Source organism: Pseudomonas sp., from assembly GCF_017744435.1.
GTDB lineage: Bacteria > Pseudomonadota > Gammaproteobacteria > Pseudomonadales > Pseudomonadaceae > Aquipseudomonas.
On record NZ_JAGIBG010000034.1, the window covers coordinates 39117 to 59312 of the forward strand.

At 63.6% G+C, this 20196-nt stretch carries 23 protein-coding genes; 9 read left to right on the top strand and 14 right to left on the bottom strand.

The window, feature by feature from the left end:
• The first annotated feature begins 84 nt into the window (after positions 1-84).
• Positions 85-1089 (top strand): alpha/beta hydrolase, encoded by a 1005-nt coding sequence (locus J7573_RS20450; RefSeq protein WP_294339651.1) that lies wholly within the window; start codon positions 85-87, stop codon positions 1087-1089.
• A gap of 112 nt (positions 1090-1201) precedes the next feature.
• A complete protein-coding gene (locus J7573_RS20455) occupies positions 1202-1639 on the top strand; it encodes a CBS domain-containing protein (protein ID WP_110637902.1) in 438 nt (145 codons plus the stop codon).
• Positions 1640-1646: 7 nt separating this feature from the next.
• On the opposite strand, the gene J7573_RS20460 is transcribed toward J7573_RS20455, so the two are convergent.
• The 3 genes from J7573_RS20460 to J7573_RS20470 form a co-directional block, all read right to left on the bottom strand.
• Positions 1647-2285: an NADH:ubiquinone oxidoreductase subunit N gene (locus J7573_RS20460; protein WP_085678504.1), complete on the bottom strand. Its 639-nt coding sequence runs from the start codon at positions 2283-2285 to the stop codon at positions 1647-1649.
• A 69-nt stretch (positions 2286-2354) separates the two neighbouring features.
• Positions 2355-2597: a DUF2789 domain-containing protein gene (locus J7573_RS20465; RefSeq protein WP_294339663.1), complete on the bottom strand. Its 243-nt coding sequence runs from the start codon at positions 2595-2597 to the stop codon at positions 2355-2357.
• Positions 2598-2658: 61 nt separating this feature from the next.
• The gene (locus tag J7573_RS20470) at positions 2659-3117 is read right to left on the bottom strand and encodes a YbaK/EbsC family protein (protein ID WP_294339666.1); all 459 of its coding nucleotides are present in this window, start codon (positions 3115-3117) and stop codon (positions 2659-2661) included.
• 98 nt (positions 3118-3215) lie between these two features.
• On the opposite strand from J7573_RS20470, the gene J7573_RS20475 reads away from it, so the two are divergent.
• Both J7573_RS20475 and J7573_RS20480 read left to right on the top strand, forming a co-directional pair.
• The gene (locus J7573_RS20475) at positions 3216-4565 is read left to right on the top strand and encodes a nodulation protein NfeD (protein ID WP_294339668.1); all 1350 of its coding nucleotides are present in this window, start codon (positions 3216-3218) and stop codon (positions 4563-4565) included.
• A gap of 2 nt (positions 4566-4567) precedes the next feature.
• Positions 4568-5320 carry a slipin family protein gene (locus J7573_RS20480; RefSeq protein ID WP_294339671.1) on the top strand — a complete coding sequence of 251 codons (753 nt, stop codon included), beginning with the start codon at positions 4568-4570 and terminating at the stop codon, positions 5318-5320.
• A 30-nt stretch (positions 5321-5350) separates the two neighbouring features.
• Here J7573_RS20480 and J7573_RS20485 read toward each other — a convergent pair whose 3' ends face one another.
• Together J7573_RS20485 and J7573_RS20490 are read right to left on the bottom strand one after the other, a co-directional pair.
• Entirely contained in the window at positions 5351-5983 is a 633-nt protein-coding gene (locus J7573_RS20485) for a LysE family transporter (RefSeq protein WP_294339673.1), read from the bottom strand.
• 152 nt (positions 5984-6135) lie between these two features.
• Entirely contained in the window at positions 6136-8046 is a 1911-nt protein-coding gene (locus tag J7573_RS20490; protein WP_294339676.1) for an ATP-binding cassette domain-containing protein, read from the bottom strand.
• A 50-nt stretch (positions 8047-8096) separates the two neighbouring features.
• Between J7573_RS20490 and J7573_RS20495 the strand changes: the two genes are divergently transcribed.
• Positions 8097-8579 carry a TIGR02444 family protein gene (locus J7573_RS20495; protein ID WP_294339679.1) on the top strand — a complete coding sequence of 161 codons (483 nt, stop codon included), beginning with the start codon at positions 8097-8099 and terminating at the stop codon, positions 8577-8579.
• On the opposite strand, the gene J7573_RS20500 is transcribed toward J7573_RS20495, so the two are convergent.
• On the bottom strand, positions 8555-9526 hold the full coding sequence (locus tag J7573_RS20500) for an AlgP family protein (protein ID WP_294339683.1): 972 nt from the start codon (positions 9524-9526) through the stop codon (positions 8555-8557). The genes J7573_RS20495 and J7573_RS20500 overlap by 25 nt on opposite strands.
• 224 nt (positions 9527-9750) lie before the next feature.
• Between J7573_RS20500 and J7573_RS20505 the strand changes: the two genes are divergently transcribed.
• Positions 9751-10416 carry an FKBP-type peptidyl-prolyl cis-trans isomerase gene (locus J7573_RS20505; protein WP_294339686.1) on the top strand — a complete coding sequence of 222 codons (666 nt, stop codon included), beginning with the start codon at positions 9751-9753 and terminating at the stop codon, positions 10414-10416.
• 9 nt (positions 10417-10425) lie between these two features.
• On the opposite strand, the gene rsd is transcribed toward J7573_RS20505, so the two are convergent.
• From rsd to J7573_RS20540, 7 genes are all read right to left on the bottom strand, one after another.
• Positions 10426-10896, bottom strand: coding sequence for a sigma D regulator (rsd, locus tag J7573_RS20510; protein ID WP_294339688.1), 471 nt, complete (start codon positions 10894-10896; stop codon positions 10426-10428).
• Positions 10897-11128: 232 nt separating this feature from the next.
• The gene (locus J7573_RS20515) at positions 11129-11635 is read right to left on the bottom strand and encodes a disulfide bond formation protein B (protein WP_294339690.1); all 507 of its coding nucleotides are present in this window, start codon (positions 11633-11635) and stop codon (positions 11129-11131) included.
• Positions 11636-11855: 220 nt separating this feature from the next.
• Complete coding sequence (locus J7573_RS20520; protein ID WP_294339693.1) at positions 11856-13094, bottom strand: heme biosynthesis HemY N-terminal domain-containing protein; 1239 nt, start codon at positions 13092-13094, stop codon at positions 11856-11858.
• Positions 13091-14191, bottom strand: a complete 1101-nt coding sequence (locus tag J7573_RS20525; protein ID WP_294339694.1) for a uroporphyrinogen-III C-methyltransferase — start codon at positions 14189-14191, stop codon at positions 13091-13093. The genes J7573_RS20520 and J7573_RS20525 overlap by 4 nt, the downstream gene beginning before the upstream one ends.
• Positions 14192-14222: 31 nt before the next feature.
• A complete protein-coding gene (locus J7573_RS20530) occupies positions 14223-15005 on the bottom strand; it encodes a uroporphyrinogen-III synthase (protein ID WP_294339696.1) in 783 nt (260 codons plus the stop codon).
• On the bottom strand, positions 15002-15943 hold the full coding sequence (gene hemC / locus J7573_RS20535) for a hydroxymethylbilane synthase (protein ID WP_294339698.1): 942 nt from the start codon (positions 15941-15943) through the stop codon (positions 15002-15004). Before hemC ends, J7573_RS20530 begins: the two co-directional genes overlap by 4 nt.
• A gap of 114 nt (positions 15944-16057) precedes the next feature.
• Positions 16058-16801 carry a LytTR family DNA-binding domain-containing protein gene (locus J7573_RS20540; protein ID WP_103448536.1) on the bottom strand — a complete coding sequence of 248 codons (744 nt, stop codon included), beginning with the start codon at positions 16799-16801 and terminating at the stop codon, positions 16058-16060.
• Positions 16802-17111: 310 nt separating this feature from the next.
• Here J7573_RS20540 and argH point away from each other — a divergent pair, with 310 nt between their 5' ends.
• A complete protein-coding gene (gene argH, locus J7573_RS20545) occupies positions 17112-18506 on the top strand; it encodes an argininosuccinate lyase (RefSeq protein ID WP_294339700.1) in 1395 nt (464 codons plus the stop codon).
• 134 nt (positions 18507-18640) lie between these two features.
• Here argH and J7573_RS20550 read toward each other — a convergent pair whose 3' ends face one another.
• Positions 18641-19303, bottom strand: coding sequence for a glutathione S-transferase (locus J7573_RS20550; RefSeq protein WP_294339703.1), 663 nt, complete (start codon positions 19301-19303; stop codon positions 18641-18643).
• Between the two features lie 147 nt (positions 19304-19450).
• On the opposite strand from J7573_RS20550, the gene J7573_RS20555 reads away from it, so the two are divergent.
• Both J7573_RS20555 and J7573_RS20560 read left to right on the top strand, forming a co-directional pair.
• Entirely contained in the window at positions 19451-19750 is a 300-nt protein-coding gene (locus tag J7573_RS20555) for a hypothetical protein (protein ID WP_294339705.1), read from the top strand.
• 69 nt (positions 19751-19819) lie between these two features.
• Positions 19820-20065, top strand: a complete 246-nt coding sequence (locus J7573_RS20560) for a TIGR02647 family protein (RefSeq protein WP_103448533.1) — start codon at positions 19820-19822, stop codon at positions 20063-20065.
• Positions 20066-20196 lie beyond the last annotated feature (131 nt).

Below are 20196 nucleotides of genomic sequence, written 5' to 3' on the forward strand. Positions count from 1 at the left end.
CGCCAGAGCGGTGTTGGCAACCTGCATGGCCAGGCGTGGGGCTGGAAAGATGTACGTCCATCTCCGCGCCTACGAGGGCACGCCATGTATCGCCTTTTCACCTGCCTGATGTTGCTGTTTCTGACTTCCCTGGCCAACGCCAGCGAGCCGATTGCTGCCTGGCCGCACAAGACCTACTACCGCAGCATCGAGATAGACGGACAGCACACCTTCTATCGCGAGGCAGGTGACGCCAGCAGGCCCACCTTGCTGTTGCTGCACGGTTTTCCCTCGTCATCACATACTTACCGCGAGCTGATTCCACTACTCTCAGGGCACTATCACATCATTGCGCCCGATTACCTTGGCTCGGGTTACAGTGCCCCTCTCGCCCCCCAGCAAGCGCCCTATACCTTTGACCGGCTGGCTGAGCATATCGCCGCATTCACCGAGCGACTCGGACTACGCCAATACAGCCTCTACATCCAGGATTTCGGTGCGCCGGTGGGCTTTCGCCTGATGCAGCTGCAACCGGAGCGTCTGCAAGCACTGGTGGTGCAGAATGCCAATGCCTACCTGCAAGGCCTGACACCCACACGCCTGACGTTCTTCGAACAAGCTCATCGCGACCGCTCGGCCGCCAACCTGCTGCGCCTGTACGGCCTGACAACTGCCGAAGGCGTGATCAACCAGCAATATCTGCGTGATGTGGCCATGCACCCAGAACGCATCAGTCCCGATGCCTGGACCCACGACCTGCTGACATTGGCCGAGCCCTCGCGGCAGCAGGCTCAAGTGCAGTTGTTTCAGGACTACTGGAAAAGTATCGAGGCCTATCCCCAGTGGCAGGCGTTTTTGCGCAAACGGCAGCCACCGACCTTGGTGGTCTGGGGGCAGAATGACCCAGCATTCGTTAGCGATGGCGCACTGGCCTATAGGCAAGACCTGCCCGCAGCCCAGATTCACCTGATAGATGCCGGACATTTCGCGGTAGAGGAACAACCGGTGGTCATCGCCCAACATGTCGTCGGCTTCATGCAGGGGCTGGAGCAGCAAGGGCACCTGGCCACAACGTCGAACACACCTGATGCAATCACTGGTGTGCCTTGACCATGACGTTTTTCAATCGACTCCATGCCGTTTCCTGCATTGCCGTGCAGGCTGGCGTGCCGGATGCTTTATTTACTCCAAGCGCTCGTCTTTTTCACCCGCAGAGGCCCGTATGAAGACCGTCGAACAAATCCTCAAGACCAAGTCCCAGCACCAGACCGTGTACACCATCGGCCCGGATGACTCGGTGCTCGACGCCCTGAAACTGCTGGCGGAGAAAAACGTCGGTGCCCTGCCGGTCGTCGAAAACGACCAGGTGGTGGGGATCGTCAGTGAGCGCGACTATGCGCGCAAGCTGGTGCTCAAGGGCCGCTCCTCGGCCGCCACGCCGGTGCGCGAGATCATGAGCGCACCCGTGATCACGGTGGAGCCGAAGAAGAATCTGGATTACTGCATGCAGCAGATGACCGACCGCCACCTGCGCCACTTGCCAGTCGTCGAAAACGGCAAGCTGCTCGGGCTGCTGTCGATCGGTGACCTGGTGAAGGAAACCATCGCCGAACAGGCCAGCCTGATCAAGCAGCTGGAGCAGTACATCCGCGGCGAATAGCCGGGCCTCAGTGGTAGGCGCGCTCCAGTTCGTCCAGCTGATGGTCGAAACTGCGCAGGCGCGCCGACCAGGTGTACACCAGTACCTCCAGGTCACGATTGAGCACGGCGGTGTTGCCATGGCCGTTGCTCGACGGCTCGCACAGGTCCAGCTGATAACGCTCGCGGGCCATGGCCGTGGCCACACTGGACAAGTCGCGGGCATTGGCCAGCCAGTGATGGTGATGGTCGTGGATTTCCCGGTCGAGCGCCCGGCACTGGCGTTTCAGCGCATCCAGGCTCTGCTCCAGCGGGGTGCCCTTGAGCTCGCCCATCACCTCCTCGAAGGTGCGCCCGGAATGCCAGTAGCTGCCCCAGAAGTAGCGGTCGAACACCGTCTCGACGCGGCGTAGCGCAACTTTGGTGTTCCAGATGGTCAGCAATGTTCGCCCCTGGATCACTTCGCGCTTGTTCAGGCGCAACTGCTGCCAGGCAATCCAGGTCAGCGCCACCAGCGCGACCGCACCCGTGACGGCGGCGGCAGCGTAGAGGAACTGTATCGCCTGGTTCATCTGCTGGGTGTGGCGGATGCCGTAGAAGTAACCGGCCGTCAGGGTGCCCAGGATCGTCACGGAGCACCAGAAACCTGGTGCGTAGGGATCTTTCATCACGCAAACCCCTCTTGTTTTCCCTGAGCATAGCAACGGCCAATCACTCGTCAGGTGCCGCTCGGCACTTTATTTTCGGGGGCGGCGCAGCGCTTCGTTGAGTTGATCGAAAGGCTCCGCCCAATCGGCATCTTCAATGATGCATTCATTCAGGAAGGCACGCTGGGAGTCGGTCCAGAACGGTGCATCCACCAGCTTGGTCTCGTTCTTCAACGGTGAATGGCTGGTGATGAACTGGTCAATGCTCTGCGCATCGTCGGGCAGGCCCAGCTGCTTGAATAGCTCGGCGAATGGATGGATCGGTGCGTCCATGGTTCCTCCTGTGTGCCGGGCTGGCCGTCCACGACGCCGGCCCGGCATTGGCTTGAGAACATCAGCACAGCTCGCGTACTTCGGCTTGCGGTACCAGTAGCAGGTACTGCTCCATGCTCATGTGGATCAGGTGATCGTGGTCACCCGCCTCCAGGTAGACATCGCCCTGACGGGTAAGGCTCGAATCGAGCAGCATCTTGATCTGATAGGCGTCACCCATTGCCGGGATGGCGCCCCTTTCGCAATCACCGAACAGCATCGGCAAGGCGCTTTCGCGGGTCAGTTGCCAGGCACCGGACATGCGCACCTTGCTCATGTCCATATGCCGGTTGGCCGGTAGCACGGCCATGATGTAGTTGCCATGACGGTCGTCGAGCATGACCGACTTGGCCACCCGCTCGGCAGGTACGCCAGCCGTGCGCGCCGACTCCAGGCTGGTGGCCGAGTGTGGGTGGGGAATGATGTCGTAATCGCAGTTGGCCTGGTCCAGGCGCTGCTGCAGGGTCTTGGCCATACGCATGATGCACCTCCGGTTTCGCCCCCCAAGTTCCAATTTTAGGCCTTGGGCCGGCAGGCATGGCTAAACTTCAAGCAGAGAGGTCAACGAGGTGACGACAGGTGATCACTCGATGTTGCCGCTGCCTGCTGCTGTTGCTGCTGCTTGGCCTGGCCCAGGCCAGCCTGGCAGCGCCCGGTAGCGTCTGGGTACTGGGCATCGATGACGCCATCGGCCCGGCCAGTGCCGACTACCTGGTGCGCAACCTCGAACAGGCCAAGGCCCAGGGTGCCCAGTTGGTGGTGCTGCGCCTGGACACCCCCGGCGGGCTGGACAGTGCCATGCGCCAGATGATCAAGGCGATTCTCGCAAGCCCGGTTCCGGTCGTCAGTTTCGTCGCCCCCAGCGGCGCCCGTGCCGCCAGCGCCGGCACCTACATCCTCTATGCCAGCCACGTCGCCGCCATGGCCCCGGGGACCAACCTCGGCGCCGCCACGCCCGTGCAGATCGGTGGGCCACCCGGGTTGCCGAAGGATGACAAGGCCAAGCCCGGCGACGACGAACAGACCCTGGCCCGCAAACAGGTCAATGATGCCGCTGCCTACATCCGTGGCCTGGCCCAACTGCGCGGGCGCAATGCCGACTGGGCGGAACAGGCGGTGCGCGAAGCGGTCAGCCTGTCGGCCAGTGAGGCGCTGCGCCTGAAGGTGATCGACCAGGTGGCCAACGACCTGCCCGACCTGATGCGTCAGCTCGACGGCAAGACGCTGGTCGCCGCCGGCCAGCCGCAGCTCCTGCAAACTCGCGATGCCGCCCTGGTCGAGCATCTGCCGGACTGGCGCACGCGCCTGCTGGCTGTCATCACCAACCCCAGTGTGGCGCTGATCCTGATCATGATCGGGGTGTACGGCCTGCTGTTCGAGTTCATGAACCCCGGCTCGGCACTGGGCGGCGTGGTCGGTGGCATCTGCCTGCTGCTGGCACTGTATGCCCTGCAGCTGCTCCCGGTGAGCTTCGCCGGCGTGGCGCTGATCCTGCTCGGTATCGCCTTCATGATCGCCGAGGCGTTCCTGCCCAGCTTCGGCGTGGTCGGTTTTGGCGGCATCGTCGCCTTCGTGGTCGGTGCGGTCATCCTGATCGACACCGACGCTCCAGGTTTCGGTATCCCGCTGGCGCTGATCGCCACCCTCGCCGTGCTCTCGGCGCTGCTGATAGGCGGTGTGCTGGGCATGGCCATCAAGGCGCGACGACGGGCGCTGGTCAGCGGTGACGCCGGCCTGGTCGGTAGCCTGGTGACGGTCACCCAGGTGATGGCGGACAACCCGTTCTGTGGTTCAGTACAGGCCCAGGGCGAACAATGGCAAGTCCAGTGCACCACGCCGCTACAGGCCGGGCAGAACGTCCGGGTCATGGCACGCCATGGCGTGATGCTGGAAGTGAGCGCTGCCGCGCCCGCGGCGCAAGGAGACTGACGATGTTCATGCAAGTGGGTTTCGGTGCCGTGCTGATCGTGCTGGCCATGCTGTTGCTGTCGGCATTCCGCATCCTGCGCGAGTACGAGCGTGGCGTGGTATTCCAGTTGGGGCGCTTCTGGCAGGTCAAGGGGCCGGGGCTGATCCTGCTGATTCCGGTCATCCAGCAGATGGTCCGGGTCGACCTGCGTACCGTGGTGCTGGATGTGCCGCCACAGGATGTGATCACCCGCGACAACGTGTCGGTAAAGGTCAATGCGGTGCTGTATTTCCGTGTGCTCGACCCGCAGAAGGCGATCATCCAGGTCGAGGACTTCCTCGTCGCCACCAGCCAGCTGGCGCAGACAACCTTGCGTGCGGTGCTGGGCAAGCACGAGCTGGACGAACTGCTGGCCGAGCGCGAGCAGCTGAATTCGGACATTCGCCAGGTACTGGACGCACAGACCGATGCCTGGGGCATCAAGGTCGCCAACGTCGAGATCAAGCATGTCGACCTCAACGAATCGATGGTCCGCGCCATCGCCCGTCAGGCGGAGGCCGAACGGGAACGGCGGGCCAAGGTGATCCATGCCGAAGGCGAGCTGCAGGCGTCGGAGAAGTTGATGCAGGCGGCGCAGATGCTCAGCAAGGAGCCGGGGGCCATGCAGTTGCGTTACATGCAGACGCTGGGGGCGATTGCCGGGGACAAGAGCTCGACCATCGTCTTTCCGTTGCCGGTCGATTTGCTCAGAGGGTTGGTGGACAAGCAGAAATGACCGGGGCTGCAGGGCAGCCCCGGGATTCGATCAGATCGGCGCCCGGCGCAGGGTGGCGAGGAAGGTCGCCGCGCCGATGAACAACCCGGCAAAGGTACGGTTCAGGCGCTTTTGTTGCTTGGGCGTGCGCAGCAGGCGCAACACCCGCGAAGCCAGCCCGGTGTAACCCGCCATCACCAGCATGTCGACGGAGATCATGGTCACGGTGATCGCGATGTACTGTGGCAGCAGCGGCGCGTGCGGGTTGATGAACTGCGGCAGCACCGCCAGCATGAACACCAGCGCCTTGGGGTTGCTGACGTTGACCAGGAAGCCACGGAACACCAGGCTCAGCGGCTTGCCGATCGGGCGCACGCCCGATTCATCGGTCATGTCCATGGGCAGTGCACGCCATTGCTTGTAGGCCAGGTAGACCAGATAACCCACACCGAACCACTTGATGATCTGGAAGGCGGTGGAGGAAGCCGCGAGGATGGCGCCGACGCCGGCGGCAATGATGGCGATCTGCACGATCAGGCCCAGTTGCAGGCCCAGGGCATTCCAGTATCCACGCCAGAAGCCGTACTGTAGCCCGCTGGACATCGAGGCAATCGCCCCGGCACCCGGCGACAGGCTGATCACCCAGCACGCGGCAAAGAAGCCCAACCACACTTCCATCGACATCACACACCTCGCTCAACAATTGTTGCAAAACGTTAAGCTAAGGCGTTGGCGAAAAAATAACCAGCAAATTCTGCTAGGTTTCCGTCTCCTGTACCGGCCTCTTCGCGGCGGTTCGACGCCTCGAAGAGGCCAGCACTTGCAACATCAAGGGATCAGGAAAGCGCTTCCAGTTCAGCCTGCATGCTTTCAAGGGTTTCCAAGGCCTCCATCCAGGCCTCCTCCAATTCACCCTCACGCTGCTTCAACTTGGTCTGCCGAGCCAGCAGGTCGCGCAACTCATCCTTGCGCGCCGCCTCGTACACGCCACCGTCACCCAGCGCAGTCTCGATCTCGGCCAGCTGCGCATGCACCTGGTTGAGTTCGGTCTCCAGCTTGTCGGCCGCCTTCTTGTGCGGTGCCAACTGCTGGCGCAAGGCCGCCGCCGCCTGACGCTGGGCCTTCTTGTCGGTCTTGTCCGGATTGACCGGCGCATTGCTGGCCGGCGCACTGCGCTGGCGGTACTCGACCAGCCAGCGGCTGTAGTCGTCGAGGTCGCCATCGAAGGTCTCGACCTTGCCATCAGCCACCAGCAGGAAGTCGTCAGTGGTGCTCTTGAGCAGGTGACGATCGTGGGAAACCACCACCACGGCACCGGCAAACTCCTGCAGGGCCATGGTCAGCGCCAGGCGCATTTCCAGGTCGAGGTGGTTGGTCGGTTCGTCGAGCAGCAGCAGGTTCGGCCGCTCCCAGGCAATCAGCGCCAGGGCCAGACGAGCCTTCTCGCCACCGGAGAAGTTCACCACCGGCTCGTCGACGCGGTCGCCATGGAAGTCGAAGCCGCCAAGGAAGTCGCGCAGGGTCTGCTCGCGCTCGGTCGGTGCGATGCGCTGCAGGTGCAACAGCGGGCTGGCCTTGTCGTCCAGCGAGTCGAGCTGATGCTGAGCGAAGTAGCCAACGGCGAGGTTCTCGCCACGCACCAGGCGGCCAGACAGCGGTTCGAGCTCACCGGCGAGGTTCTTGATCAGCGTCGACTTGCCGGCGCCGTTGGGGCCGAGCAGGCCGATGCGTGCACCCGGGACCAGCTGCAGCTTGACCTTGTCGAGGATCGCCTTGTCGCCATAGCCCAGGCGGCCTTCGGACAGGCTCAGCAGCGGGCTGGAGATTTTCTGCGATTCGCGGAAGACGAAGTCGAACGGCGAATCCACATGCGCCGCCGACAGCTCTTCCATGCGCTCCAGGGCCTTGATCCGGCTTTGCGCCTGGCGGGCCTTGGTGGCCTGGGCCTTGAAGCGGGCGATGTACTTTTCCATGTGCGCGCGCTGCGCCTGCTGCTTCTCGTAGGCCTGTTGCTGCTGCGCCAGGCGCTCGGCACGGGTGCGCTCGAAGGCGGTGTAGCCGCCCTTGTACAGGTTGAGCTTGCGCTGCTCCACATGCAGCACATGGTCGACCACGGCATCGAGGAAATCGCGGTCGTGGGAGATCAGCAACAGCGTGCCCGGGTAACCCTTGAGCCAGTCTTCCAGCCACAGGATCGCATCGAGGTCGAGGTGGTTGGTCGGCTCGTCGAGCAGCAGCAGGTCGGACGGGCACATCAGTGCCTGGGCCAGGTTCAGGCGCATCCGCCAGCCACCGGAGAAGTCACCGACGCGGCGGTCCATCTGCTCGTTGGTGAAGCCCAGGCCTGCCAGCAATTTACGGGCGCGGGCATCGGCGGTGTAGCCGTCGGCGACTTCCAGCTCACTGTGCAGGCGCGCCAGGGCGGTGCCGTCGTGGGCCTGCTCGGCCACGGCCAGCTCGGCCTGGACCTTGCGCAGACGGGCGTCACCGTCGAGCACATAGTCCACGGCCAGGCGGTCGAGGGTATCGACTTCCTGGCGCATGTGGGCAATGCGCCAGTCGCCGGGCAGCTGGCAATCGCCGGCATCGGGCGACAGCTCGCCGCGCAGCAGGGCGAACAGGCTGGATTTTCCGGCGCCGTTGGCGCCGATCAGGCCGGCCTTGTGACCGGCGTGCAGGGTCATCTCGGCGCCTTCTAGCAAGCGCTGCGGACCACGCTGTAAAGTGAGGTTGGATAGTCTGATCATAGTGGTCGCGGAGTCTACCAGCTTCCTCGGCCCGCAGCGTGAGTGGAATCATGTACACCGACCTGTGGAATCACGCCCTGGCGCTGTATGCCCGCCCGGGAGTCGAAACGGCCTGCCTGGATGTACAGGCGATGGGGGGCGACGTCTGCCTGCTGCTGTGCGCGACCTGGTTGCAGGCGCGTGCCGTCACCTTCAGCGAAGAGCGCGCCCAGGCACTGCGTGCGATTGCCGGGCCGTGGCAACACGATGTGGTTGCACCATTGCGCAGCCTGCGCCAGCAATGGCGCACACCCGCGCAGCACGATCCACACCTGGCGGCGTTGCGTGAGCACGTGAAGGGTCTGGAGTTACAGGCGGAGAAGCAGTTGCTGCAACGGCTGGAAACCTGTGCACAACAATGGCCCACGGGCTCGCATGAGCCCACGGGCGATTGGCTGGACCGGTTGGCACCGGACCAGGCCCATGGCCACGACGCGCTGGTTGGCTTGCGCGCCGCGGCCGCAACGCTTCAGGAGGCCGAAGACGGCGTCTGAGCTGGGGTGCTGGCGGGTGCCGAAGGGGTGGCGGGAGCGGCCGAGTTGGTCGCTGGCGCGCTGGCGGCTGGTGTTGCCGGCTTGGCAGCGACGGGTTTCGCAGGGGCCTTCGCTGCAGGTCTTGCTGCTGGCTTGGCGGCTGCAGGTTTGGCCGGTGCTTTGGCAGCAGCAGGTTTGGCTGCTGGTTTAGCGGCTGCTGGCTTGGCTGGAGCCTTGGCGGCCGCAGGTTTGGCAGCGACAGGTTTGGCAGCTGGCTTGGCGGCAGCGGTTCTGGCCGGGGCCTTGGTTGCGGCAGGCTTGGCCGGAGCCTTGGCAGCGGCAGGCTTGGCGGCGGCAGTTCTGGCCGGGGCTTTGGCTGCTGCAGGCTTGGCGGCCGCTGGTTTGGCAGCAGCAGTTTTCGCGGCTGGCTTGGCGGCAGGTTTGGCAGCGGTGGCGCGGGCTGGGGCCTTGGTTGCAGCCGGCTTGGCCGGGGCCTTGGCGGCAGGTTTGGCGGCACTTCGGGCCGGTGCTTTGGCAGCAGCCGGTTTTACCGTCTTGGCAGCAACCGCACGTTGATCGAGTGCTTTGCCAGCGGCCTCACGAACTTTGCCGACACCTTGAGCCAGCTTCAGGCTTTCCTGGGCATCACGCTTGAGCTGTTGAATGTAAGTACGGGTCTGGGTCTGGCGTTCCTTGAGCGAATCGAGCAGTTCTTCAAGTTCACCGATTAGCTTTTGTGCCTTGTTCTGCGCCTTGGCTTTGCCTGCCTTGGCCGAGTCCTGCAACTTCAGGCGACCGTTGTGCAGTTTTTCCTGGGCTTTGCCGCGCTGCTTTTCCAACTTGGCCAGCAATTTCTCCGCATCAGCCAGCGCTTGCGAGCAGGCCTCTTCCAAGTGTTCGAGCAGGCTGCCCGAAAGTTGCTGGAGCAGGTGTAACGGCGTATTTACTGGCTTCTTTTTAGCCGACATGGTTTACCTCCTGGCTGACGAGATTGCGGCTCATACTATGCTTCTGCTGCTACCGCCGCTAGGGCATGTTGACAGTATTGATGGCGCCGCGTTGCATGCCTGGGCAAAGTTGTTATCTTGCAGCTCCGAGCAAGTGTAGTTGCTTAACAAAACGTTGCTGATATTTACACATGTCGAGGCAACAACGCTGGCATACTTTCCAGCTCATCGAGCTGGAGTTACCCATGCCGCGTTATCTTGTTTTCGGCCTGTGCCTGATGGCGCCATTTGCCCTGGCAGCCACCGATACCGCTCCTGCCAATGATCACGACCTGGCCTACAGCCTCGGCGCCAGCCTGGGTGAGCGCCTGCGTCAGGAGGTGCCTGGCCTGCAACTGGATGCACTGGTCGAAGGCCTGCGCCAGTCCTATCAGGGCCAGCCATTGCAGCTCGACAAGGCGCGGATGGAGGTCATTCTCCAGCAGCACGAGGAGCAGGCCGGCGCCGCCGCCGAACAAGCCGAAGTGACCAAGCTGCAAGCCGTGGAAACCCGCTTCATGGCCAACGAGCGGGCCCGTGCCGGCGTGCACGAGCTGCCGGAAGGCGTGCTGTACAGTGAGTTGAAAGCGGGTAATGGCGCGCAACCCAAAGCCGGCGGCAAGGTGCAGGTGCGCTATATCGGCAGGCTGCCAGATGGTTCGGTGTTCGACCAGAACCAGCAAGCGCAGTGGTTCAGCCTGGACTCGGTGATCGAGGGTTGGCAGGTGGCGCTGCCACACATGAAAGCAGGTTCGACCTGGCGCCTGGTGATCCCCTCGGCACAGGCCTACGGTGCCGAGGGCGCGGGTGACCTGATCGCGCCCTACACGCCGCTGGTATTCGAGATCGAGCTGCTCGCTGTCGGCGACTGACGCCCGGCGTCAGACTTCGAGCGCGCCCTCTTCCTTGTGCGCGGTGTGCAGCACCTCGATCAGGCAATCTTCGAGCTCGAAGCGCTCGCGCAATAGGCCACCGAGTTTGCCCAGCTTATCGGCGAAGCGCTCGATGTCCTTGCAGTCGCCCTTCTCGCAATGGTCATTGAAGGCCAGTGCGATCTGCGTGCTTTCGTCGATGCGCGGATTGATTTGCGTGGCCAGTTCAAGGCCTCGCGCATCGCCAAATGCCTTGGCTTCCTCGATCAGCTGCCCGCTGACTTCAAAATGCCAAGCTGACACGTAGTCGACCAGGATGGCGCAGAAATCCCGGTTCTTGTCCTTGTCGGCAAAAGCCGGCCTGGCGTCGCGCAAGGTGCGGAAAGCCTGAACCAGCTCCTCGCGTTCCTCGAGCCAACGGTCGATCAGCTTGTGAACCCCACCCCAGCGTTCCTGGGCGTTCTGACAACTATCGAGCATGGCGATCTCTTCCCTTCTGGGTAGATGCCGCTGCACCTCGCACCACGACCGTGCAGCACAAAGGTGACATCAGCAGGACGGCATCGAGCAGTTGTGTTTTCGGTATGCGTGCTGGGAGATTATTCCCGCGCGTGCTTAGCATCAAGGTACGCAGCGGACAAAGTTCATACAAGTGTTTAATACCCCGATGCACCACCATTGGTCGCGCTATCGACCGCCAGCATGCGCCAGGTCAAGGATTGCCAAGTGAGCGGAAACGATACGCCAGCAGGCCGTTCAAGGGCAGCGCCGCCAGCAGCAGATACGCCAGCAGGCTCCACTCCGGCAAAGTCAGGTCGAGAAAGCTCCAGGTCAGCGAGCTGCAATCGGGGCCGCCCAGCAACAGTTGCCGCGCAGCTTCACGCCAGGACTGTTCGAACATGTGCCCGATGGGTAACGGGCACCGATGGCTCGTGTCACTCGCGCCCTGCAACCACACATGCCGTGCCGCCAGCAAAGCACCACTGGCCGCGCACAGCAGCGCCGTTCGCGCATAACGCCGTGCCCCGGTAGTTCCAGGCGCATGCAGCGCTGCACAAAGGCACACCAGTGCATACACCGCTAGCAGTAGCCGCTGACTGAAACACAGCGGGCAAGGCACAAGCCCAACGGCACTTTCGAGATAGAAGGACGCGCCCAGCACTGCCAGCGAAGCAAGGCATGCCGGAATGAAAAGCGTGCGCAGACTGGCCATCGGCATGGGAAGAACGGTCCCGGGAAAGTTGAAGTGGCTTGGAACGGTAGAGGAAAGGCCAGGCTTGTTTCAAGGCACTACCGGAGTGACAAGTCGCTGTATTGCAAGGAAAGTCTCCATCCAAGCCGTAGGAAACTTCCGAAGAAGGGACTGCAGATATAACTTTTAACGCAGAACAAGTTACCAAACCCATGAGCCCGCGCCCCTGCGCGGGCTCATGGAACGCTCAGGCGCGTACACCCTCTGGCAGCGGCAGCGCCAGAAGACGCTCATCGAGCAGGCCCAGGCCTTCCTCGAACAGCTGATTGCTGCGTTCGGTTTCACCCAGGCTGGCCAGCAAGCGCGCAAGCTCGGCGCAGGCTTCCGGATTACGCTCCATGCGCAGGCTGCTTTCGAGATAGTCGCGCGCCTTGCCCCACAGGCGATTCTGCAGGCTCAAGCGACCGAGTGTAAGCAACAGGCTCGGGTCTTCTGGATGGGCCTTCAGCCAGCCTTCGGCGGTCTGCAGCTGACGCGCCGGGTCATCACCGCGCACGAGGCCGTACAGGCGAGCCAGGTGGCTTTCGTACTCACGTTTGAGCGCGCTGCGCAGCACCTGCTCGGCTTCGCCCTGAGCGCCCACCTGGCGCAGCTGTTCGGCGTAGGCCAGTACCAGTTGCGGCTCCTGGCGCTGGGCCGCGGTCAGTTGCTGCCAGGCACGCTCCAGCGCCTGCCGGGCACTTTGCATATCCTCGCCACGAGTGGTCGCCAGGCCAAGGTTCTGGCCCCAGGCGCGCTTCTCCAGCGCGGCCAGCTCATCGGCCGGCAACACCTTGCCCTTGCGCAGGTCCGGCAGCAGGCGAATCAGCGCCGACCAGTCGCCACGCTCCTGGTGCAGACGCTGCAGCAAGCGCAGGACCTGGGTGTTATGGGGATGCCGTTCCTGCATGGCCAGCAGCGTCTCCAGCGCACCATCACGCTCGCCGCGGTCCATCTGCAATTGCGCATGGGTCAGGGCAATGGCCAGCTCGGCCTGCGGCTGACGCTCCAGCGCACGCTCCAGCAGGTTGTCGCTGTCTTCCTTACGCCCCTGTTCATTGGCGGCGCGGGCAGCGCCGAGGTAATACAACAGCGGCTGGCGCTCGGCTTCGGCAGCACGATGCAGGTGGCGCTGGGCACTGGCCCAACGGCCTTCGGCCAGGTCCAGCTGGCCTTGTTCGATGGCGATCCGCACGCGCCGGCTGCGGTTGCGCCGCGACCATGGGTTGACCACGCCGCTGGAGGTCAGCACCAGGCCAACCAGGTAACGCAGCAGCAACAGCAACACGACCACGGAAGCCAGCGCTGCGAGCGCCGCCCACAGCCCGGACTGGTAACGGAAACCACCGTAGGCGATCAGCACGTAACCACTGTGCTTGGCGACCGCGATACCCAGCGCTGCGGCAACCACGATCGCCAGTACGGCCAGCAGGTAGACACGCTTCATGGCTTGCTCCCCTCAGCCTCGGCTGGCAGGTGGCGGCGCTGGATGTACGCCTGCACCGCCGCCAGGCTTTCGCTCAAGTCCGGCGTCACTACCGAGACGGGCTGTTCAGCCAGCGCGTTGAGGCTGTCGAGCATCGCCTTGCTTTGCGGGTTGTCGGCATTGAAGTTGGCCAGCAGCACGCTGCGGGCATCATCCAGGGCCTGGCTGTAGACCTTGGCCTCACCATTGAGCGCAGCCCACTGCGCCTGTTCGATGGTCAGGCTCAGGGCCAGGCGCAGCTGGTTCAGCTGCTGGCCGGCCAGCAACGGCCGCACATTGTCATCGGCGTTGAAGTCGATCTGGAAGTACTTGGAAATTTCAGCCCACCACTGCGACAGACGACTGGCCCCATCACCCTCGGCCGTCAGCGCACCGAGCGCATCGGCGTTGCTGGCGAACTCGGGCGACTGGGCGCTGAGTTCCTGAACCAGTTCACGCTGGGCAGCAAGCTTGAGGAACAGGCCAGTGCGGTCCGGCTGCTGGGTGCTGTTGAGCGTGGCCAGGCTGCGCGCCAGTTGCTCGCGGGCAGCAAAGGCGCCCGGGTCGCTCTGTTCGCGGAGGATTTCGTCGGCGCCTTCGACCAGGGCCTTGGCGCTGGTGATGTCCTGCAGCGCCGACAAGCGCAAGGTAGCCAGGCGCAGGAGGTGTTCGGCCTCGGCCAGGCGCCACTCCTTGCGGCTCTCGCCGAGTGCGGTTTCCAGACGCTGGCTGAGACGCTGCTGGTCGCCTTGCAGTTGCGCCACCAGGCGGCGGCGGTCTTCCAGCTCGCTGGCGGCCGGCAGGCTGGCCAGTTGTGCACTGATCTGCTGTTCACGCTGCTGCAGTGCCGCAGCGCGCTGGTTGAGAGCCTCGAGGTGCTGGCCCTGGTTCACTTCACTGCCTTGCAGCTGCCGCACCTGCCAGACACCCCAACCCCCTACTGCGACCCCGGCCGCACCCAGCAACAGCGCCAGCACGGCCAGACCACTGCCAGAGCGCTTTACAGGCTTGTCGGTGACGGGTTGCGCCGGCGCTTGCGCCGACGGCTGATCATTGTTGGACAAGACAGTTTCGCTCACGTATCCATCCTTTGCATGGGGGCGCCTCGCGCTAGTGCGAAGCGCCTTGAGAGGCAGGTGCAGCACTGCGCTGCACGGCTGCCAGCAAGGCCGTGGCACTCGCGCCACGGCAATCCACAACCTGTTGGGCCCCGGCGGCCCGGGCCTGTTCTGCGACCCGCGGGCTGGGTACGAACAACGGCAGGCTGGCCACTCGCGGCCAGTCGGCGGCGGCCATCTGCTGCAAATGTTCAAGACCCTGCCCACTGCTGACCACCAGGCCATTGAGGCGTTCCGCTTCTATGCGGCGCATCAGCGTGCCCGCCGGGTACTCCGGCAGACAGCGACGATACAGTTCCAGATATTCGACACTAGCACCTTGCTCTGCAAGACGCTCGGCCAGCAGTTCGCGACCTCCGACGCCACGAACGATCAATACACGCGCTTCAGGCGCCGCCATAGCCTGGCGCAGGGCCGGGAGCGCGAGCAAGGCCTCGCTGTCGTCACCCTGCATGGGAAATGTCACCTGAAGGCCCGCGCCCTGCAGCACTGCCGCCGTTGCCTCGCCCACGGTAAACCAGCCTGTGGGCGGTGCTTGCAGGCCAGCGTGCTGCAACTGCTCAAGCAGCAGTCGGGCCGCCGGCTTGCTGACCACGATGATCGCCTGGCACTGCGCCAGCCCGGCCAGCTGATGACACTGCCTGTCAGCCAGAGCGACGGGCTCGATGGCCAGCAACGGCAGGCAACTGCTGGCCACACCGGCAGCGGCCAGGCTCTGCGCCAGTGCCGCGCAGTCCTCTTCGGGCCGGGTCAGCAACAGGCGCCAGGGGCTCACGGGTGCCCGGCCTCGCCGTAGACTTCCTTGAGAATGGCTTCGGCGCCCTGGTTCAGCAGGTCTTCGGCAACCTGCACGCCCAAGGTTTCAGCAGCCGCACGCGGCGCGCGCGCATCCGCCACCAGCAGGATACCGCCACTCGGCTGGCCAACCAGGCCGCGCAGCCACAGCTGATCGCCTTCGAGCACCGCATAGCAGGCGATCGGCACCTGGCAGCCACCGTTGAGGCGCTTGTTCAAGGCACGCTCGGCGATGACACGGTCGGCGGTATCGGCATGATGAAGCGGCGCCAGCAGCGCATGGATTTCAGTGTCGGCGCTGCGGCACTCGATGCCCACTGCGCCCTGGCCACCGGCTGGCAAGCTGTCGTCGACGCTGATGGTATCGGTGATGCGATCTTGGAAGCCCAGGCGAATCAGGCCCGCGGCGGCGAGGATGATGGCGTCGTATTCGCCGGCATCGAGCTTGGCCAGGCGCGTGTTGACGTTGCCGCGCAGGAAGTGGATTTTCAGGTCCGGCCGGCGTGCCAGCAGTTGGGCCTGGCGGCGCAGGCTGGAGGTGCCGACGATGCTGCCGGCCGGCAGGGCGTCGAGGCTGGCAAACGTATTGGAGACGAAAGCATCGCGCGGGTCTTCGCGCTCGCAGATGCAGTACAGGCCCAGGCCTTCGGGGAAGTCCATGGGCACGTCCTTCATCGAATGCACGGCGATGTCGGCTTCGTTGTCCAGCAACGCGGTTTCCAGCTCTTTGACGAACAGCCCCTTGCCGCCGATCTTCGCCAGCGGCGCATCGAGCAGCTTGTCGCCACGGCTGACCATGGGTACCAGGGTCACCAGCAGACCGGGGTGGGCCTGCTCGAGGCGGGCTTTGACGTATTCGGCCTGCCACAGGGCCAAGGCACTTTTACGGGTGGCAATGCGGATTTCGCGAGTGGACATGGAACGCCCCGATCCAGAGAAATGCCGCTGATGATAACAGCATCACCGGCATCGCTAGCAGATGTGGGTCAGGATCCTGGTGTGGCCTGTACCGGCGAGGGCGCCGGTACAGCGTCAAAGCGTCTGCATCATCTTGCGCACTCCTGCCACATGCCGGCGGCTGACAGTCAAGGCATCGCCGTCAAGGCCCTTGAGGAACAACTGGAAATGCCCCAATGGCGTGCGTTGCAGGCGTTCGATGCGTTCGCGGGCAACCAGCGCATTGCGGTGGATGCGCACGAAGCGCTCGCCGAACTCATCTTCCAATGCCTTGAGGGGCTCGTCGAGCAGCACCTCACCCGCTTCGTGGCGCAAGGTCACGTACTTGTGGTCGGCGATGAAATAGATCACCTGGGGCAAAGGAATGAGCTCGATCCCTTTGCGCGTGCGCGCACTGATATGGCTGCGCGGGCCACCGCCTTCGCTGCCAGGCCGGGTCAACGCAGCCAGCTGGGCACGATTGGGCTTCTCGGCCTTGCGCAAGGCATCGCGCAGCGCTTGAGGTTGAATCGGCTTGGTCACGTGGCTGAGGGTACTTTCCTTGAATGCCTCGGCACCGTATTCATCGTCGCCGGTACAGAACACCACCGACGGTGGTGCCTCGCGCTCGCAAAGTCGAGCGGCGACCTGCAGGCCATCCAGGCCTGGCATGCCGATGTCCAGCAGGACCACATCGGGCTTGAGGCTTTCGATCAATGCCAGGGCCTCTTCGCCGTTGGTGGCGCTGGGCTCCAGCACGGAGTACCCCTCCAGTTCAGCGAACAGCCGTGTGAGGCGTTCACGGGCTTGGGGTTCGTCATCAACGATCAGGACATTCATAATTGCTCTGGATTCCTGAGTGAGTCTCGCACAGGTATAGCGTAGACAAGAGCAGGTCGAGCGACACTGCGGTCACGCTCTAGACCGATACGAAGGCCAAAGATTCACTGAGTCGGCAGAATCGCTGCCAGTCCTCTGTCCAACTGTAGACGGTCCGTGGAACACTGCCGTTCAATCGTTGAATATCGTCCTGGCCTGCCTTTATCGATGTTTTCCGCCGGTTTCTGTCGACCGACGCCCTGCGGCAGTCGGCCCAACCCTGCTATTATCGGCGCCACTTTTTTCGTTCACGCCTGCATAGAGTGAATCCATGAGCACCGACAAGACCAATCAGTCCTGGGGCGGCCGCTTCAGTGAGCCCGTCGACGCCTTCGTCGCCCGCTTCACCGCCTCGGTCGACTTCGACAAGCGCCTGTACCGCCATGACATCATGGGTTCGATCGCCCACGCCACCATGCTGGCGCAGGTCGGCGTGCTCAGCGATGCCGAGCGCGACACCATCATCGATGGCCTGAAAACCATCCAGGGCGAAATCGAGGCTGGCAGCTTCGACTGGCGCGTCGACCTGGAAGACGTGCACATGAACATCGAAGCACGCCTGACCGACCGCATCGGCATCACCGGCAAGAAGCTGCACACCGGCCGTAGCCGCAACGACCAGGTGGCCACCGACATCCGCCTGTGGCTGCGTGACGAGATCGACCTGATCCTGGCCGAAATCACTCGCCTGCAACAGGGCCTGCTGGAGCAGGCCGAGCGTGAAGCCGAAACCATCATGCCCGGCTTCACCCACCTGCAGACCGCCCAGCCGGTCACCTTCGGCCACCACCTGCTGGCCTGGTTCGAAATGCTCAGCCGCGACTACGAGCGCCTGGTCGACTGCCGCAAGCGCGCCAATCGCATGCCTCTGGGCAGCGCCGCGCTGGCCGGCACCACCTACCCGATCGACCGTGAACTGACCTGCAAGCTGCTGGGCTTCGAGGCCGTGGCCGGCAACTCGCTGGACGGTGTCTCGGACCGCGACTTCGCCATCGAATTCTGCGCTGCCGCCAGCGTGGCGATGATGCACCTGTCGCGCTTCTCCGAAGAGCTGGTGCTGTGGACCAGCGCCCAGTTCCAGTTCATCGACCTGCCTGATCGCTTCTGCACCGGCAGCTCGATCATGCCACAGAAGAAGAACCCGGATGTTCCGGAGCTGGTGCGTGGCAAGAGCGGCCGTGTCTTCGGCGCCCTGACCGGCCTGCTGACCCTGATGAAAGGCCAGCCGCTGGCCTACAACAAGGACAACCAGGAAGACAAGGAGCCGCTGTTCGACGCCGCAGACACCCTGCGCGACTCGCTGCGCGCCTTCGCCGACATGATCCCGGCGATCAAGCCCAAGCACGCCATCATGCGCGAAGCGGCCCTGCGCGGTTTCTCCACCGCCACTGACCTGGCCGACTACCTGGTCCGCCGCGGCCTGCCGTTCCGTGATTGCCACGAAATCGTCGGCCACGCCGTGAAGTATGGCGTCGACACCGGCAAGGACCTGGCCGAGATGAGCCTGGACGAGCTGCGCCAGTTCAGCGACCAGATCGAGCAGGATGTGTTTGCCGTGCTGACCCTGGAAGGCTCGGTGAACGCCCGTAACCACATCGGTGGTACCGCGCCGGCGCAGGTGCGTGATGCCGTGGTTCGTGGCAAGGCCCTGCTGGCTTCGCGTTAAGGCCGATTGCGAGGGCTTCGCCCTCGTTCGCGGGCATGCCCGCTCCCACAGGTATGGTGCAAGGCTCAGGCAATGCACAATTCATGTGGGAGCGGGCGCGCCCGCGAATGGGCTGCAAAGCAGCCCCCGGTCATTCAGCGCTTGCCGCTGCGCACCATCTCCATGAAGGCCGGCATCGAGGCCTCCTTGTCCGCCACCACGCGCGCCATGTGCGGGTTCTGGCCCATCAATTCGAGCAACGCCTTCGCCTGCGGGAAGTCCGCGAGGAAGTCGATGCCCAGCACCTTCTTGCCTACCGCGCACGCCAGGTCCACCGAGAAGCAGAACATCAAGTCGGCCAGCGTCAGTTGCTCACCCGCCACATACGGAGCAAACCGCCCGTTGCGCTTGAGCGTGGCAAAACCTGCCAGCAGATCGGCACGCGCACGCTCCTTGATCAGCGGCTCGACCGCCGCGCCAAAGAACGCCTCCGGGTAACAGGTTCGCGCCGGCAGCTCGATGTACAGTTCGATTTCCTTGAGCAGTTCGCGCACCTTGGCCTGGCCGAACGGGTCACTCGGCAGCAGTGCCTTGCCACCTTGGGTCTGCTCGACATAGTCGAGAATGACGCTGGTTTCGCTGAGGAAGCCGTGTTCGGTTTCCAGCACCGGCACCTTGCCCCGCGGGCTGACTGCCAGCGCCTGCGGTGCTTGCCCGCCGTAGAAGGTGACTTCCTCGAAAGGCAGGCCTTTTTCCAGCAGGGCCAGCTTGACCATGTTGTAGTAGTTGCTGACCGAGAATCCGTGAAGCTTGAGCATGGGGTTACAGCCTCCAGGCCGTGTGGGGATGGCCTGGCCGTTATAGACCGTACGCCGGTACCTGACCAGCGTCATGCACCTGGTCGATGACCGGGCATTGCCGACGCGGGCATGGCAAACTGTATGTCCCACCACAGGAGTAGCGCCATGAGCGAACACGACGAGATCGACAATGACGAAGAAGCCTTCGCCGAGGCGACGCTGACCGAAGCCATCGAAAACCAGATCGAAAGCGGCGAGCCGCCTGCGGCCAAGGCCACCTTCAACAAACTGACCCTGGTCGGCTACGAGCGCGAAGACATCCTCAACCTCATGGCCCACGTGCTGGCCTTCGAAATCGACAACATGCTCCAGGAAGACCGCCCGTTCAACGGTGAGTGGTACGAGACCGCCCTGCGCGCCCTGCCCGAGCTGCCGCCTGAGATGGATCAAGGCGACGACGAATAACCCGACTACACTCCAGGATCAGGCACCGCTGGCGGTGCCGCCATCCTCGTCTGGAAGTCAGGAGTCGCCATGTCTTTTACCCCCGAACTGATCGCCGAACTGGAAGTGCTCGCCCTGTTCAACCTGGACAATCACCAGGAAGGCATCAAAGTTGGCAGCAACGCGTCGCCTGCCCTGATCGCTGCGGCCAAGCGCCTTCATGAAAAAGAACTCACCGACCAGCCCGATGGTGGCTACCTCACCAGCCTCGGGAATGATGCGGCTGAAAGCGTCCAACTGTTGCTTAGCATCCTCAAATCCACACAGCCCGCTTGATTCTGTACCGGCCTCTTCGCGGGCACGCCCGCTCCCACAGGGTCCGCGCCCGTACTTGAGAGCGGTGCATAACCTGTGGGAGCGGGCGTGCCCGCGAAGAGGCCGGTACAGAATCAAGCGGGCTGTGTGGA

Bases quoted from the DNA above. Each gene is read 5' to 3' on its own strand.
- J7573_RS20460 (WP_085678504.1), bottom strand. From the start codon at position 2,285: ATGAAAGATCCCTACGCACCAGGTTTCTGGTGCTCCGTGACGATCCTG.
- J7573_RS20500 (WP_294339683.1), bottom strand. From the start codon at position 9,526: ATGTCGGCTAAAAAGAAGCCAGTAAATACGCCGTTACACCTGCTCCAG.
- J7573_RS20495 (WP_294339679.1), top strand. From the start codon at position 8,097: ATGTACACCGACCTGTGGAATCACGCCCTGGCGCTGTATGCCCGCCCG.
- J7573_RS20465 (WP_294339663.1), bottom strand. From the start codon at position 2,597: ATGGACGCACCGATCCATCCATTCGCCGAGCTATTCAAGCAGCTGGGC.
- J7573_RS20560 (WP_103448533.1), top strand. From the start codon at position 19,820: ATGTCTTTTACCCCCGAACTGATCGCCGAACTGGAAGTGCTCGCCCTG.
- hemC (WP_294339698.1), bottom strand. From the start codon at position 15,943: ATGTCCACTCGCGAAATCCGCATTGCCACCCGTAAAAGTGCCTTGGCC.
- J7573_RS20540 (WP_103448536.1), bottom strand. From the start codon at position 16,801: ATGAATGTCCTGATCGTTGATGACGAACCCCAAGCCCGTGAACGCCTC.
- J7573_RS20515 (WP_294339690.1), bottom strand. From the start codon at position 11,635: ATGCCGATGGCCAGTCTGCGCACGCTTTTCATTCCGGCATGCCTTGCT.
- J7573_RS20455 (WP_110637902.1), top strand. From the start codon at position 1,202: ATGAAGACCGTCGAACAAATCCTCAAGACCAAGTCCCAGCACCAGACC.
- J7573_RS20470 (WP_294339666.1), bottom strand. From the start codon at position 3,117: ATGCGTATGGCCAAGACCCTGCAGCAGCGCCTGGACCAGGCCAACTGC.
- argH (WP_294339700.1), top strand. From the start codon at position 17,112: ATGAGCACCGACAAGACCAATCAGTCCTGGGGCGGCCGCTTCAGTGAG.
- J7573_RS20490 (WP_294339676.1), bottom strand. From the start codon at position 8,046: ATGATCAGACTATCCAACCTCACTTTACAGCGTGGTCCGCAGCGCTTG.
- J7573_RS20450 (WP_294339651.1), top strand. From the start codon at position 85: ATGTATCGCCTTTTCACCTGCCTGATGTTGCTGTTTCTGACTTCCCTG.
- J7573_RS20520 (WP_294339693.1), bottom strand. From the start codon at position 13,094: ATGAAGCGTGTCTACCTGCTGGCCGTACTGGCGATCGTGGTTGCCGCA.
- J7573_RS20480 (WP_294339671.1), top strand. From the start codon at position 4,568: ATGTTCATGCAAGTGGGTTTCGGTGCCGTGCTGATCGTGCTGGCCATG.
- J7573_RS20505 (WP_294339686.1), top strand. From the start codon at position 9,751: ATGCCGCGTTATCTTGTTTTCGGCCTGTGCCTGATGGCGCCATTTGCC.
- rsd (WP_294339688.1), bottom strand. From the start codon at position 10,896: ATGCTCGATAGTTGTCAGAACGCCCAGGAACGCTGGGGTGGGGTTCAC.
- J7573_RS20550 (WP_294339703.1), bottom strand. From the start codon at position 19,303: ATGCTCAAGCTTCACGGATTCTCGGTCAGCAACTACTACAACATGGTC.
- J7573_RS20555 (WP_294339705.1), top strand. From the start codon at position 19,451: ATGAGCGAACACGACGAGATCGACAATGACGAAGAAGCCTTCGCCGAG.
- J7573_RS20485 (WP_294339673.1), bottom strand. From the start codon at position 5,983: ATGTCGATGGAAGTGTGGTTGGGCTTCTTTGCCGCGTGCTGGGTGATC.